This is a genomic window from Vibrio toranzoniae, from assembly GCF_024347655.1.
GTDB classification, from domain to species: domain Bacteria; phylum Pseudomonadota; class Gammaproteobacteria; order Enterobacterales; family Vibrionaceae; genus Vibrio; species Vibrio toranzoniae.
The window spans coordinates 2,786,813-2,800,983 of the sequence record NZ_AP025514.1 but is presented as its reverse complement, the minus strand read 5'-3'; the positions used below and the strand labels follow the sequence as shown (position 1 = coordinate 2,800,983).

13 protein-coding genes are annotated in these 14,171 nt (G+C 44.5%); 4 read left to right on the top strand and 9 right to left on the bottom strand.

All coding sequences use genetic code 11. The features are described 5' to 3' along the window. Positions 1-71 precede the first annotated feature (71 nt). The 7 genes from OCU50_RS12665 to OCU50_RS12635 all read right to left on the bottom strand — a co-directional run bounded on the left by OCU50_RS12665 (position 72) and on the right by OCU50_RS12635 (position 5,688). The gene (locus tag OCU50_RS12665) at positions 72-980 is read right to left on the bottom strand and encodes a TIGR03899 family protein (protein ID WP_060468699.1); all 909 of its coding nucleotides are present in this window, start codon (positions 978-980) and stop codon (positions 72-74) included. Between the two features lie 350 nt (positions 981-1,330). Then, positions 1,331-1,846, bottom strand: coding sequence for a DUF3299 domain-containing protein (locus tag OCU50_RS12660; protein WP_060468698.1), 516 nt, complete (start codon positions 1,844-1,846; stop codon positions 1,331-1,333). Between the two features lie 13 nt (positions 1,847-1,859). Continuing rightward, the gene (locus OCU50_RS12655; protein ID WP_060468697.1) at positions 1,860-3,119 is read right to left on the bottom strand and encodes an ABC transporter permease; all 1,260 of its coding nucleotides are present in this window, start codon (positions 3,117-3,119) and stop codon (positions 1,860-1,862) included. Then, positions 3,116-3,832 carry an ABC transporter ATP-binding protein gene (locus OCU50_RS12650; RefSeq protein WP_060468696.1) on the bottom strand — a complete coding sequence of 239 codons (717 nt, stop codon included), beginning with the start codon at positions 3,830-3,832 and terminating at the stop codon, positions 3,116-3,118. The genes OCU50_RS12655 and OCU50_RS12650 overlap by 4 nt, the downstream gene beginning before the upstream one ends. Before the next feature lie 140 nt (positions 3,833-3,972). After that, positions 3,973-4,713 (bottom strand): zinc uptake protein ZrgA, encoded by a 741-nt coding sequence (gene zrgA / locus OCU50_RS12645; RefSeq protein ID WP_060468695.1) that lies wholly within the window; start codon positions 4,711-4,713, stop codon positions 3,973-3,975. 42 nt (positions 4,714-4,755) lie between these two features. Further along, positions 4,756-5,046: a DUF2607 family protein gene (locus OCU50_RS12640; RefSeq protein ID WP_060468694.1), complete on the bottom strand. Its 291-nt coding sequence runs from the start codon at positions 5,044-5,046 to the stop codon at positions 4,756-4,758. Between the two features lie 90 nt (positions 5,047-5,136). Then, complete coding sequence (locus OCU50_RS12635; RefSeq protein ID WP_060468693.1) at positions 5,137-5,688, bottom strand: YtfJ family protein; 552 nt, start codon at positions 5,686-5,688, stop codon at positions 5,137-5,139. 252 nt (positions 5,689-5,940) lie between these two features. On the opposite strand from OCU50_RS12635, the gene OCU50_RS12630 reads away from it, so the two are divergent. Then, the gene (locus OCU50_RS12630; protein ID WP_060468692.1) at positions 5,941-6,141 is read left to right on the top strand and encodes a DUF1107 family protein; all 201 of its coding nucleotides are present in this window, start codon (positions 5,941-5,943) and stop codon (positions 6,139-6,141) included. A gap of 109 nt (positions 6,142-6,250) precedes the next feature. Here the strand turns inward: OCU50_RS12630 and msrA are convergent, their stop codons facing one another. Next, on the bottom strand, positions 6,251-6,880 hold the full coding sequence (msrA, locus tag OCU50_RS12625; RefSeq protein ID WP_060468691.1) for a peptide-methionine (S)-S-oxide reductase MsrA: 630 nt from the start codon (positions 6,878-6,880) through the stop codon (positions 6,251-6,253). Positions 6,881-7,076: 196 nt separating this feature from the next. Here msrA and tamA point away from each other — a divergent pair, with 196 nt between their 5' ends. From tamA to OCU50_RS12610, 3 genes are all read left to right on the top strand, one after another. Continuing rightward, on the top strand, positions 7,077-8,789 hold the full coding sequence (tamA, locus tag OCU50_RS12620) for an autotransporter assembly complex protein TamA (RefSeq protein ID WP_060468690.1): 1,713 nt from the start codon (positions 7,077-7,079) through the stop codon (positions 8,787-8,789). Further along, the gene (tamB, locus tag OCU50_RS12615; RefSeq protein ID WP_060468689.1) at positions 8,786-12,544 is read left to right on the top strand and encodes an autotransporter assembly complex protein TamB; all 3,759 of its coding nucleotides are present in this window, start codon (positions 8,786-8,788) and stop codon (positions 12,542-12,544) included. The genes tamA and tamB overlap by 4 nt, the downstream gene beginning before the upstream one ends. Before the next feature lie 70 nt (positions 12,545-12,614). Beyond that, positions 12,615-12,956 (top strand): gamma-glutamylcyclotransferase family protein, encoded by a 342-nt coding sequence (locus OCU50_RS12610; protein WP_060468688.1) that lies wholly within the window; start codon positions 12,615-12,617, stop codon positions 12,954-12,956. Positions 12,957-13,055: 99 nt separating this feature from the next. On the opposite strand, the gene fbp is transcribed toward OCU50_RS12610, so the two are convergent. Beyond that, positions 13,056-14,066 (bottom strand): class 1 fructose-bisphosphatase, encoded by a 1,011-nt coding sequence (fbp, locus tag OCU50_RS12605; protein WP_060468687.1) that lies wholly within the window; start codon positions 14,064-14,066, stop codon positions 13,056-13,058. Between the last annotated feature and the right edge of the window lie 105 nt (positions 14,067-14,171).

The following is a 14,171-nucleotide window of genomic DNA, read 5'->3' as shown; positions in this document are numbered from 1 at the left end:
ATTGAATGTCCCTTTCAGTAACGTAGCCTTGGTTGTGTCGAGACTGCAAGCCTATCTCTTCAATCATATTGCTAAACAGTGTAGTTTACGGTGCTTTTCGTTTCTGTCTGTACCGTGAATTTTTGGCTCAACAGAGTAATCAGTTGGTCGTAGTACTGCATGTTGGGTTTGTTGCCAAGTAAGGTACACAGCTCATTGCCTGTTGGACTAAATCGGTAGTAAATCAACTTAACCCCTTTTGATATAGGTGCCAGTGACATGCTCTTACCTTGGTAAGTGAGGTGCAACGCTGGATCGAAATCAATTTCACCAGACTCTAATTCAGTACCTAGAATGATACCGATCTCAATTAAGTGAAGCAGGCTAGAGTAGGGCAGGTTGTGTCCACCTAGGTTGATGGTGTTGGTGGAGTCTCTTTTACCGAAGCTGAATATTCCAGCATGAGATTTAAAACCAAGTAATAGTTTCCTGCTGTTATCACTGCCAAAACTGCAGCCCAGTGAAGCTGCTCTTTGCAGAGTTAATGCTTCTTTTGGGGTCATGTCTTGCAATATTTTCAGCGCCTTCATAGAGGTTGAGCCTGGATTGGTAACTTCTCTTTTTAATACCTGAGCCCAGAGTCTTTGCATCGATGTATTGTGGATCTCTTGCGCCATATCGAAAAAACGGTATAGCCAGTCCTGATCCGGGTCTCCCGCGGCTTCATCCTTACAGGAAGAGTGCGCCAATTTGAGAATCTGCTCTAGATTCTTTTGACGCAGCTCCTTACGTTTTTTCTCACGCAATAGGGCTCGTTCGATAAGCGTGCTCTCAGCTTTATCGCTTGGTTTTACACTATGACTGATTAAGGAATCTAAGCCGAAGCTTTGTGCGATATGCCGCATTCTGCTTGCACTGTCGGCAATATGAGGTTTTTTATCATGCTTATGCTGTGCATCACTTGCATGCTCAATAATTACTGGCTGTTTGGTTTCAGACATAAAAGTACCGTAGGAGACGATTTAACTGCCTAAAATGTAACTCTTTATCTTATTAGTGGCTAGATTTTGCGTGCAGAGTTGAAGACTTCAACAAAATTTCACTTTTGATAATGATAATAAAATGTTAAATTTGTTGTAATTATCAAGGGGGAGTTATGAATCAAGTGGATGATAATAAGCTGAAGAAACAGCTTGGTATAGGGATATTACTTGTTACTTATGTTGGTGTTCTAGCTTATTTGTCTAATTACATCGTATAACTTAGACGAAAGTTTTAGTTATTAAACTGTTATTGAATAATATCACTTGTTCGGTAACGGTAGCTCATCCTTGAGCCACCCTTCTAATGGTTACATATCGTCATACTCTTCAATCGCTGTGCCTTCAATAAGATAACCTGTTTGAGCTAAGTCGTGGCTTATTGACTCGGTTTTTAGCGTACCGACTAAATAAATCACATCCCATAGCTGCTGTATTGGTGCACCTTTAGGGAACTTCACGTAGATGATTTGGTTTGGCGGCGGTGGCGGCACGTGGATACATGCGCCAAAGTACGGTACCAGCAGAAATTCAGTGATCATGTTTTCATCACCTTCCAATGGAATCACAAAGCCAGGAATCTTTACTGTGCTGCCATTCAGCTCAGGGCGAACAGCGCCAAGTGTCGATTGTTGAGGTTTGTCCATACTGTCGTGGTTAACTGTCGGCATGCCGAACGAATCCAACTGAGCACGTTCTGATTCCGGAATCAAATCAATCCAATCCAGAGTTAATACCGATTCGTCAGTCGGTGCGGTTTCAGCGTGAGCTGTGCTGATCAATGGGAACAAAAGTAGCCCAAGTATCAGTAGAAGTTTGCGTTGCATCATAGGTTCCTAATTAGATTCGAATGGTCATGCCATCTGCCAATGATTGACGGTATGCACGGAAAGCGGGAATAAAGCCGATGATGACTCCTGCGGTTTGTACCAACATGAGCAGTTTCCATTCATGAGATGTAATGGCGGATATCGATATGTTGATACCATAACTTTGTTGTACAATTGGAGCAACTACTGCGATCAGGGCAAATAAGAGTGAGACGCCTAGTGTGATTCCTAGAAAGGTCAGGGCACTGGCTTCACTGATCAGTAAACCGAAGACGTGGCGAGGCCTTGCTCCCATTGCACGAAGAATAGCCATCTCTCTGCGTCTTTCTTGCAAGCTAGTGAGTAGACTACTCAGCATGCCTAGTAAGCCTGCGACAACAACAAACCCTGACACAATCAGTAGTGCTTGCTCTGCTACTGCCATCATTCCCCATAATTCATGAAGCGCAATGCCTGGCATAATTGCGCTTAAAGGCTCTTGGCGGTAGTTATTGATTTCTCGTTGCAGTGCAAAGGTTTGGATCTTAGATTTAAGCCCAACCATCATCGCAGTAATCTGTTTAGGTTGGAAATCATAAGTCTTTAACGTTTCAGCATCTGGTGTGTGACCGAGGTTAGCCCCCGACTCCCAGCCAACGTGAATCGCTTCAATTGCCTCTAACGACACATGCACCGTTTTATCTACCGGTGTTCCGGTTGGTGCGAGTATTCCGACAATCGTGAACGGCAGGTTATCGTGTCGGCTGAAGGCCACATCACTAATACCGTGCGCCAGAATGATGTGACCACCAATCTTGTAATCTAACTTCTTCGCGACATCAGCACCAATTACCACATCAAATAGCTGATTGAACTCTTTTCCTTGCTGGAAAGTGAGTGGTTGCTTACTTCCATAGCGATAGTTTTCAAAGTAGCTATGGTTAGTACCCATCACGCGGAAGCCTTTATGCGAATCTCCCAATGAGATGGGTATCGCCCACTTTACAGCGTTGTGTTGGCTAAATTCTTGGTAGCTTTTCCAATCGATATTGTTGGTCGCATTGCCGATTCTAAATACAGAATAAAGCAGAAGGTTTACCTGACCAGAGCGGCCACCGACGATAAGGTCTGTACCTGAAATAGTATTAGCAAAGCTGCTCTTGGCTTCGGTTCTCACGCGCTCTACACCGAGCAAGAGAATGACGGACACGGCCACGGTGAGAATGGTTAGAATAGCGGTGGCTTTACGATTGAGTACGCTTTTTAAGGCTAAGTGAGTAATGACTTTCATACGACAACCTTAGCTTGGTTAATGGTTTTTAAATCTATGGTTCGAGTGAACAGTTTTTCTAGTGTTGGATCATGACTCACAAAGATCAGAGTAGAACCTGCCTGATCGGCTTGCTCTAGTAACAGTTCGATAAAAGCTTCTCGGTTGTCGTGATCCAGAGCGGATGTCGGTTCATCGGCAATGATGAGCTTTGGTTGTCCGATTAAGGCACGAGCTGCCGCGACACGTTGCTGTTGACCAATACTCAACTCAGTAACGGGCTTGTCCATTAGAGCTTGAGGTAGCTTTAATCGTAATAGTAATTCTTGAGCGGTGGCTTGCAGGCTGCTTTGACTTTCAGCAACTTGCTGCTTGCGAATCTTTGAGAACTGGCAAGGAAGCGTCACGTTGTCGATCACTGACAGGTAAGGGAGCAGGTTAAATTGTTGGAATATATAACCTATATGGTCGGCTCTGAATTTGTCCCTTTGACGAGGTGTAAGCTGAGTCAGGTCTTGGCCTAAGATAGAGACTTCACCTTGCTCGGCTTGGTTGATTCCAGTCAGCAACCCTAGCAATGTAGATTTGCCACAACCACTTGGCCCTTTTATGAAAAGGTGCTCTTGAGCTTGGATGTGTAGAGAAGGGATCTCTAGTGTAGGTGGTAATTCAGGCTTCCAACGAAAGCTAATATTTTCGAGTTTGACCACAAGTGATGAACTGTCAGAAGACATGCGAGCTCCAATAATTAAAGCGGTGTATCTACTGGACAGCAATTAGAAGCATAAATTCCCTAGAGCACACCGATTTGAACAGCCAAGTAAGTAGGTACTTACTTGGCTGCTTATTTACGTTTAATCCGATCTAGGCGTGATTAGAATCGGAAACTAATACGCTCTGCGTTAAGTACTTCTTGCACTTGAGCAGTGTCTGTTAGTAGGTTCACCGTCATTTTTTCAGTGTTGCTGAACTTAGAGAACCACTGAGTGCTAACTGTATCTAGCTTAGCAATATCTGAACATTCATAGTGGTACTCAACAGTGAACTCACCGTGGCCGCCTTCTGAGTGGTCATGGCCTTCATGGTCGTGGTCGTCATGATCATGTTCAGCGTGGTCATGGTCTTTGTGGTTGTCATGATCGTGTTCAGCGTGTTCAGCGTGTTCAGCGTGTTCATGGTCTTTGTGGTCGTCATGATCGTGTTCAGCATGGTCATGGCCTTCGTTGTCATCATGGCCGTGTTCAGCGTGTTCAGCGTGTTCAGCGTGGTCATGGTTTTCATGATCATCATGGTCGCCTTCTAGCGTGTTAGTCACTGATTTAAATTTCAGAGTACAGCTCGCATTGTTAAAGCTAAACAACTCGTCTGGCTTGTTCAGTTGTGCGATAGCTTGTTCAAGCACTTTCTTTTGCTCTGCTGTTTCTGGAGCATGTTCAAAGCCAACCACATCGGCACCTGGTGCTGTTACTTCAACCAGCAGTTCTTGCCCGTCTTGAGCGATGTTTACTTCAACTTGACCATGTACGTGCGCACCATGAGAGCGGAATTCTTCGTTTGCTAGAACATTAGTAGAGACAGTCATGCCGATAACAACGGCTAAAATAGAAGGTTTCATGTTTTGTTTCCTGAATAAAGGTTAATTAAAAAGTAGTGGTAATTAAGTGTTTTTGACAGGAGGAGAGCGCGCTAGATAGGCGAAATAGAGGCGCTGTAGTGAGGTTACTGACTCTGTGATAAAGGCAGTAAACTCTGAATGAAACTCTGGAACTTGTGGCAGCGAGTGTGCCGTAATGAACTGATTTATCGAAAACAGCTCACAGTGATGCGAGGTGTGGTGCTCCGGGTCAATGTCCACCATGTGTGTTGCGGCTAACACGCTTAGCATGAGCATCAGCCCAAGCAAGAAGCCTGTTTTGCGTTTCACATTGTTGGGTGTGTCTTGCCACATGAGGATGATTAACCACAGAATTAAAAAAGGATACTGTTACAATATAACAATATCCTTTGATAAGGTATCGAAAAAGAGGTGAATATCTGATTAAAGACTCGCTTTAATCAATTCAATGACTTGCGTGACCTCTGATTCGTTAAGCGCACCTTCTTTAACAAACAAGATTTTTCCTTGTTTGTCCTGAACGATAATCGCTGAGCTCTCTTCTTTCAGAGCCCAAGATGAAGCAACGGTGCCATCTTCGTCTAACACCATAGAAGACCATGGAAATTCTTCTTTGCTGCTTTCTGCTGACGATTTAACAAAAGAACCCGTACCCCAAATAGCATCATCTTGGTTGATGATGGTGGTAGTTTGGTAGTTGTCTTCTGAGAACTTCGATGCTGTGATGGCTGCCATCAGTGGTGCGTTGAGCTCTTTAGAGCTGCTACGGCCAGCGATAGCTTGAACGACGCGCACTTTACCTAGGAGATTGCTGGTTGCCCAAGCTTGATATCCGGTATTGCCGTCGTTTAGAACGATTTCACCATAGTTGCTAACATCGACAGCAGGTAGAGTTGAACCTACAGATAGATTGTGAGCATTGGCGAAGAGTGGAGAGGCTGCGGCTAGAAAAGCCAGTAGAGTTTTGTTTTTCATTATATTTTTGTTCCGCTTATTTATTTGCACTGGAAGTATAATATGAAATTTGAAAAATGCCTCTTTAACTTTTTTATCGTACGATGTAGAAATAAGTTGCAGGCTTGTTACCAAAAGGTATAATGCATCAATATCAAGATGAACAATAGATTATCTTGCTGTTTGCTAAAGGAATTAGCGATTAAATGTGCTTTAAATACAGTGGTGTTCAGGTGCGTGACTGTAGTACTCAAATGGAATTGAGGTTGTATTATGTTAAGAAAATTTTCTACTTACCGCCCACATCAAGTGGCGCGTTTCGTTAAAGTCCTGTTCAAGGGCCAATTTGCCATCGAAGGTGTTGGAGAGTTTCGCTTCGACCAAGGCAAGGTGCTTCTTCCTGAAGTCTCTGACAAACAAAAGCTTACTATTTTTAAAGAAGTGAACGGCACGATTGCTGCGCTGCCGATGTAACTGGACTTTATTGATTGGTCCTGCTTCAAATAGATTAACAGCGAAAAGGGCTTCCTAATGGAAGCCCTTTTTTAATGGATATCGTTTGAGGAGGGTGCCTAACTGCCCTCTATTGTGGCGGGAAGCAAACCCCTGTTCCACCTAGTCCGCAGTAACCGTTAGGGTTTTTAGCTAAGTATTGCTGGTGGTAGGTTTCAGCAAAAAAATATTTTCCCGCAGGTAGAACTTCCGTTGTGATCTCGTTGCCTAAAGATTCAGTCATAGCTCTTTGATATTCTTGTTTAGAGTGCTCGGCAATAGACTGTTGCTCTTCGCTGAAAGTGTAGATAGCGGAGCGGTATTGAGTTCCCAAATCGTTGCCTTGGCGCATGCCTTGAGTTGGGTCATGACGCTCCCAGAAAGTCTCTAGTATTCGCGCTAAAGAGGTTTGTTTGCTGTCAAAAATCACACGAACCACTTCGGTATGGCCAGTTTGCCCTGAGCATACTTGTTCATAGGTTGGGTTGACTGTGTATCCACCTGCGTAACCCACAGAGGTAGAGACAACCCCTTGCAATTGCCAAAACAAACGCTCAGCTCCCCAGAAGCATCCCATGCCAAGCAGGACTTCTTGTTGAGAACCTGTAGGGGTATCTAGCAAGTCGGTCTGATTGACGAAATGGCGCTCAGTGATTCGGATTGGGTCAGCATTTCCCGGTAATGCGGTTGCTGCGGACACCAGAGGTTGTTTGTTTAGCATGTTATGTTCCTTCTTGCATACGTTTACCGCGTTGGTTTTTATGAACGGTAGGCTGATATTAACGGTTGGTTAATATTGATTAAGTCTTCAAATTAGACCGTGTTATTACTGGATTTATTACAGACTCAGTGCCCTTTTAACGGTATGATTTATTTTCACTCATTTACGTACTGATAACTTCTTCAACCAATTAAACATGATAAGAAAAACTTTACCAGTTCTGATTGGCACTCTGCTGTCCTCGACACTCGCTTACGCTGATGTATCCCTTAGAATTGAAGGGGTTAAAGGTGCGCTTGAAGACAATGTGGATGCTTATTTAAGTGCCATTCCCGAAGAGGAGTATTCAGTTTCGCTTAGGTTCCAATCACGCTTGGAATCCATGATTCAAGAAGCGCTTAATGCTTTGGGCTATTACCAACCTAGTATTACATTCTCTCGCTCTGAAGATGATTCTGAGCTTATTGTGTCTGTTGAACCGGGCGAGCCTGTTCTAATTTATACCTCTGATATCGTGCTCAGCGGAGAAGCAAAAGATGATCCCGACTTTTTGGCTTTAGTGGCAAAAAGTAACTTGTCTAAAGGATCGGTTCTCAATCATGGTAATTACGATTCGTTAAAGTCTTCAGTGCGTAACCTTGGCTTGGCGAAAGGCTACTTTGATGGAACTTATGAAGTGAGTAAACTCGAAGTCGCCCCGGAACTTAATCGTGCATATGTTCGATTGCATTACAACAGTGGTATTCGCTACCACTTTGGTGAAACGAAGGTGACTGGTAGCCAGATCGAGGAAGACAAAGTTCAATCTCTTAAGCCTTTTAAAGATGGAGATGCTTACTCGATTACCAAAGTCGGCGAGTATAACCAAAACCTGTCCAATACGGATTGGTTCTCTTCTGTGTTTGTTGAACCGGATTTAAGTCAATTGGGCGAAGGCCGTGAAATTCCGATGAAGGTGAGCCTTGCTCCACAATCGCGTAACCAAATCGAAACGGGTATCGGTGTATCAACCGACCTTGGTGTAAAAGGCACTCTCAAATGGAAGAAACCGTGGGTTAACGCCAGTGGTCACAGTTTCAATAGTAGTCTGTCAATTTCTAAGCCTGAGCAGACTATAACCGCGACTTATAAAATCCCGCTAGATGATGTTCTTAATGATTATTATCAAGTTAAGTACGGAATGAAGAATTTAGATAACCGTGATACTAAGAGTTTGGAGTCAAACTTAGCGTTAGAAAGATATTGGCGTCTTGATAATGGCTGGCAGCGCACTGTCTTTATTCGATATTTGCTCGAAAACTATGAGCAAGGTCTGCAAGATGACTTAGCGCAATTCGTGTTGCCGGGGATCTCTTTCTCAAGAACTCGAACTCGTGGTGGCTCGATGCCAATGTGGGGCGATAAACAAACCATCATGGTGGAAGCTGCAGATGACACCTTGTTGTCTGAAACTCGAGTGGTGCGTTTTCAGGGACAAACGGCATGGATTCGCAGCATTGGTGACAATCACCGAGGCTTAACTCAACTTCAATTCGGCGGTAACTTTGCCGATGAATTTGATAAGTTGTCTCCCTCACTAAGGTTCTTTGCCGGTGGTGACAATAGTATTCGTGGTTATGGCTATGAATCTATCTCTCCTCGTGATGAAAGTGGCGCACTAACGGGGGCAAAATACATTGCCACCAGCTCATTTGAATACCAATACAGATTGGTTGGAAACTGGTGGGGAGCCGCCTTCTACGATATTGGTGATGCATTCAATGATAAACCTGAATGGAAACATGGTACTGGTGTGGGTGTTCGCTGGGCGTCGCCTGTTGGTCCTGTGAGTTTAGATTTTGCTTGGGGTCTAGATGCGAAGAAAGGCGATGAGTTCCAACTGCACTTTAGTTTAGGGCCAGAATTATGATCAAAGTGATGGGCAAATGCATTAAGTGGACGTCGATTTCATTGACGTCTATTTTGCTGTTGTTGATAGCCTTGCTCGGTTTCGTGTTGTTCACTAACCCAGGGTTGAACACAGTGCTATGGGGCGCTGAAAAAGCATTGCCACAACTTGAAGTGGAAAGCACCAAAGGGGCACTGTTCCCAAGCTTTACGCTTAATAATGTGAAGTTTAAAGATGATAGCCTTCATATTGATACCAAAGTTAAAAAATTGGTACTGGCTATTAATCCTCGCTGTTTACTCGACCCTAAGTTGTGTGTCGACCGTTTAACGATTCAAGGTTTAGACTTCGCATTGACTGAATTGCCTCCTGCCTCTACAGAAGAAACAGAACCGGCTCCGCCAGTGACATCGGTGAAAACACCTTTACCTATAGTGATCAATCGCGTCGCTTTGTCTGATATTAAACTGAATATCTTAGGTCATGAAATCGAATGGGGCTTGTTCTCTACAGCTCTGAGCATGCAGGGTGAAAAGCTGACGGTATCGCCAACTTTATTCAATGATCTGAAAGTTAAACTTGCTGAGTCGACAGAAGAAACGCAAGCAGAAGCGGTCGAGCCAGAATCAACCGCTAAAACAGCGATCGAGCTGCCTGAAGTCTGGATTCCTTTACAGGTTGTACTGGAGCGTTTTGACCTAAACCGTTTCACTTTAGATCAAGAAACGCCAATTATCGTCAACCACCTTGGTCTCGAAGCTAAGGCAGGCAAACATACGGTCGATGTTTCAACTTTAGAACTCGATATGCCACAAGCAAGCGCTAATCTTGCAGTAAAGGTTGAGCTGAAAGAAGGTTACCCGTTAGATCTTTCTTTGGATGCGTTGGTTAAAGAAACCGACCTAGCAGGCCAGAAATTATCACTGAAAGCACAAGGGAGTGTTGCCAAGCTAAACCTAGATTCTCAGTTTTCTGAATTGATTGAGGCAAAGTTGTCTGGGGATATTCAACCCTTAGAGCCGACTCTGCCATTTGACCTTCTTTTAGAGGGCGGGCAAGCGCAGTGGCCCCTTACCGGAAAAAGCGATTACCAAGCGACAATTGAGCAATTCAAAGCCGATGGTTCACTAGATGGTTTCAATGTTCAACTTAAAGGTGAAGCCGATGGTAAGGAGATTCCTGAGTTAGCCATCGATCTACAGGGTAAAGGTACGACGGAACAGATTGAGCTCGAGCGTCTTAAGCTGAACACGCTAGGCGGTGAACTTAACGGTGTCGTTAAAGCGAATTGGAAGAGTCTCGTTAACTGGCAAGCTGATGTGACGCTCAAAGATATTCAACCTGGCCTCCAGTGGCCAGAAGCCGAAGGTAACATTAGCGGAAGCATCGTCACCTCGGGTGAATTGACCGAAGCGGGAGGTTGGGCGATTGAGCTGCCTAAGTTGGATATTGAAGGGATCTTGCGAGAATATCCTCTGGATATCGAAGGCCAATTGTCGGCGTCGGATCGCAGTGCGAGCGGTGAACCTAAACTGAAGACCAGTGGTTTGAGTTTGGCTCACGGTGTTAACTCAATCAAGGCTTTGGGTCAGCTTGATCAACAATGGGACATGGGCGTTGAAATTTACGTCCCTGATCTTCTAAAAAGTATCCCCGAGTTGAAAGGTCGAGTGATTGGTAACATCCAACTGAGCGGCCCAACGAAAGAGCCGAAGGTCGATCTTGCTTTAAATGTCGATAAGGTTGATTGGAATAGCGAGGCAACACTTGAGTCGTTGTCGCTCAATGGCTCTGTGGTTCCCCTACCATTACCTGAAGCTCAAGCTGATCTTGTATTAAAAGCCAAGAACTTAACCTATCAAGAGCAAAGCGTTGAAAGTATCGACTTAACGGTGAGTGGCGGTGAGAAGAAGCATACGGTAACACTTGATGTGATATCTGACATCGTGTCGACAAGCTTAGCGATTTCTGGTGAATTGATTCAAAAGCCTTCTCTTATTTGGGATGGCTCGTTAGACAGAGTCAAAATTACCACTCAGCAAGGCCCTTGGGTGTTAGATCAACCTGTCGCAATAAAGGCGGATGTCGATAAGCAGTTTGCCGATGTTCAAGCGCACTGTTGGAAACAATCGGGTTCGAGCGTGTGTTTGGATGAAGACGTTCGTGTCGGAAAATCGGGTGAGGCGAAATTGGCGATCAACCAATTCAACTTCGAACAGATTAAAGCTTTTGTGCCTAAAGAGACGCAACTACAGGGCTTAGTGAATGCGACCGCTCATGCTAAATGGTCGGAGCAAGGTGAGCCTGAGGTTACGGTAAGCGTTGATATGCCGAAAGGTCAGGTTGTTCAACAAGTGGGTGAGCCAATCACACTGGGTTGGGAAAGCATTGCATTGAATGCCCAACTGAAAGACAACAAACTGGATGCCGATTTTAAGTTGGATGTTTCCGACAATGGTGACCTGTCTGGCACGGTGTCATTACCGGACATTCTCGCAGAAGATAAAATGGTTGATGCGGCCATTAAGTTGACGACCTTCCACCTGGATTTCTTACAGCCGATTCTCGGTGAATACAGCTTATTGAAGGCCGACCTTGAGAGTGATTTAAAAGTAAAAGGTGCTTTGATGCATCCTCAAGTTTTTGGTCAGTTCTCTGTTGATGGCATTCAAGTTAAAGGTGATGTAACGCCTATTGATGTTCAAGGTGGCCGTATCGACCTCGACTTTGATGGCTATAGTGCAAAACTGGATGCGAATGTTGAAACGCCTGATGGTCACCTTGATATAGAGGGGAATGGGGATTGGCAAGATCTTAAAGCATGGCACTCTAACGTTAGAGTTTTCGCTGATGAGTTGATGGTTGATATCCCACCGATGGTTAAGGTGAAAGTCGTCCCTGATATGACCATTGATGTCACCCCAGAATTGGCAAAAATCACTGGTGATATTGCATTACCATGGGGACGCATTGTTGTCGAAGACTTACCACCGTCAGCCGTTGGCGTCTCTTCTGATCAAGTTATCTTGAATAAAGACCTTGAGCCGGAAAGCGAAGACACGATCCCATTTGATGTGATGACCAATATTAATATCTCTATCGGTGATGACTTTAAACTTTCTGCGTTCGGCCTAGAAGGCGGTTTAGTCGGTAAGCTTAATGTCGCTCAAAAAGACCAAGGGCCGTTTATCACAGGTGAAGTAAACATTGTGGGTGGTACTTACCGATCATTCGGACAGGACCTGTTGATCAAAGAGGGTAAAATTTTGATGAATGGACCGCCAGATCAGCCATATGTAGCGATAAATGCAATACGTAATCCGGATAATACTCAGGATGACGTGATCGCAGGGATTCGAGTGACGGGCCCTGCGGCAGAGCCAGCCATCGAGATTTATTCTGACCCTGCAATGCCGCAAGCCAACGCGCTGTCTTATATTTTGCGTGGTCAAGATATCGATGGGGAGTCGAATGGCTCGATGACGACAACCTTAATTGGCTTGAGTCTGGCGAAAAGCGGTAAGGTTGTTGGCGAAATCGGTGAGGCATTTGGTGTACAAGATTTACAACTGGATACTGCCGGTTCAGGTGATGACTCTCAAGTGACTGTCAGTGGCTACATTCTGCCTGGCTTGCAGGTGAAGTATGGTGTCGGTATTTTTAACTCTTTAGGTGAGTTTACCGTTCGTTACCGATTAATGCAGGACCTTTATGTTGAAGCGGTATCTGGCCTAGACAGTGCCGTAGACCTTCTCTATCAATTTGAGTTCGAGTAGAGCAGTTTAGGTCGAGAGTAGTGTTTAGCCATTCATTGAATAGCAGAGATGAATGGCTTATGGAGGGTTTATGCAGCATCTTGTGTTCGTCTATGGCACCTTGAGACAAGGCCAGTCCAATCACCACTATGTGCAGGATTGCGAGTTGTTGGGGCGCTTTGATACTCCTAAGGAATTTGCTCTGTTCGATTTAGGGGCGTATCCAGCTCTAACTTGTGGAAGTAAAAGTGTTGTTGGCGAGGTCTATGTCATTAACGATGAAGTTCTAGCCTCGCTTGACCGGCTAGAGGATGTCCCGGTTGAGTATCGTCGCGAGCAAATAGAGACCACATTTGGATTAGCGTGGGTATATTTGTATCAACTTGAGCTAACCGCTAATAAAGAAATACTTTCGGGTGACTGGTGTAAGTAGAACAACCCGTAGTCGCTCTATATTCTCAATATCCTACAAAAAGCCAGCATGTGAATGCTGGCTTTTTAATGACGTTATTTTGAGAAGTTAATGAGAGGTTTAGTCTCGGTTAAGCTCAAGAAACTCTTCTACTTTTCTCACCATGTTCTTTGAACCGACAAAGAATGGTACACGTTGGTGTAATTCTGTTGGCTTGATGTCCATGATGCGCTGTGCACCATCAGAAGCGATACCGCCAGCTTGCTCCATAATGAAGGCAATAGGGTTGCACTCATAAAGCAGGCGTAGCTTACCTTGAGGGTGGCTTTCTGTGCTTGGGTATAAGTAGATACCGCCTTTAAGTAGGTTACGGTGGAAATCAGAAACCAAAGAGCCGATGTAACGTGACGTGTATGGACGGTTATCACTAGGCTCACTTTCTTGACAGTATTTGATGTATTTTTTCACACCTGTTGGGAAGCGGATGTAGTTCCCTTCGTTGATAGAGTAGATCTTACCTTTGTCTGGAATCATCATATTTTCATGAGATAGACAGAATGTACCCAGTGATGGGTCATAGGTAAAGCCATTTACACCTGCCCCTGTTGTATACACCAACATGGTTGAAGAGCCGTAAATCACGTAACCAGCGGCTACTTGTTTGTGGCCAGGTTGTAGAAAATCTTCCTGTGTTGGTGGGGTACCAATCGGTGATACTCGACGGTAGATAGAGAAAATTGTACCAACCGATACATTCACATCGATGTTTGAAGAGCCATCAAGTGGATCCATCAAAACAACGTATTTTGCGTTTTTGTTGAGCTCTTTATTGAAGGCTACCGCTTCGTCTTCTTCTTCACTTGCTACACCACAAACTTGGTCACGAGCTTCAAGAGCTGCTTTAAATTTATCGTTCGCGTAAAGGTCTAGCTTCTGTTGCTCTTCACCTTGAACGTTGTCTGTACCAACAGCGCCAGTAATGTCGACAAGACCTGCTTTGTTGATTTCTCGGTTAACAATTTTTGCAGCAAGGCGAATTGATGACAAAAGGGATGATAGATCACCACTTGCATGGGGGAAGTCACTTTGTTTTTCAACAATGAACTCACCAAGGGTGCGCATCTCAGACATGTTATTTCCTTAAACTTCTCTGAATATTAGGGGGGATTTGAGCACTGTAGAACTTGCCTCTTGTGTGGGCTTTATTCATCTAGACACTTACCTAAATTCTACGGC

Coding starts and splice junctions, on each gene's coding strand:
- tamB (WP_060468689.1), top strand. CDS start 8,786: ATGATCAAAGTGATGGGCAAATGCATTAAGTGGACGTCGATTTCATTG.
- OCU50_RS12655 (WP_060468697.1), bottom strand. CDS start 3,119: ATGAAAGTCATTACTCACTTAGCCTTAAAAAGCGTACTCAATCGTAAA.
- OCU50_RS12660 (WP_060468698.1), bottom strand. CDS start 1,846: ATGCAACGCAAACTTCTACTGATACTTGGGCTACTTTTGTTCCCATTG.
- fbp (WP_060468687.1), bottom strand. CDS start 14,066: ATGTCTGAGATGCGCACCCTTGGTGAGTTCATTGTTGAAAAACAAAGT.
- OCU50_RS12640 (WP_060468694.1), bottom strand. CDS start 5,046: ATGTGGCAAGACACACCCAACAATGTGAAACGCAAAACAGGCTTCTTG.
- tamA (WP_060468690.1), top strand. CDS start 7,077: ATGATAAGAAAAACTTTACCAGTTCTGATTGGCACTCTGCTGTCCTCG.
- msrA (WP_060468691.1), bottom strand. CDS start 6,880: ATGCTAAACAAACAACCTCTGGTGTCCGCAGCAACCGCATTACCGGGA.
- OCU50_RS12610 (WP_060468688.1), top strand. CDS start 12,615: ATGCAGCATCTTGTGTTCGTCTATGGCACCTTGAGACAAGGCCAGTCC.
- OCU50_RS12630 (WP_060468692.1), top strand. CDS start 5,941: ATGTTAAGAAAATTTTCTACTTACCGCCCACATCAAGTGGCGCGTTTC.
- OCU50_RS12650 (WP_060468696.1), bottom strand. CDS start 3,832: ATGTCTTCTGACAGTTCATCACTTGTGGTCAAACTCGAAAATATTAGC.
- OCU50_RS12665 (WP_060468699.1), bottom strand. CDS start 980: ATGTCTGAAACCAAACAGCCAGTAATTATTGAGCATGCAAGTGATGCA.
- OCU50_RS12635 (WP_060468693.1), bottom strand. CDS start 5,688: ATGAAAAACAAAACTCTACTGGCTTTTCTAGCCGCAGCCTCTCCACTC.
- zrgA (WP_060468695.1), bottom strand. CDS start 4,713: ATGAAACCTTCTATTTTAGCCGTTGTTATCGGCATGACTGTCTCTACT.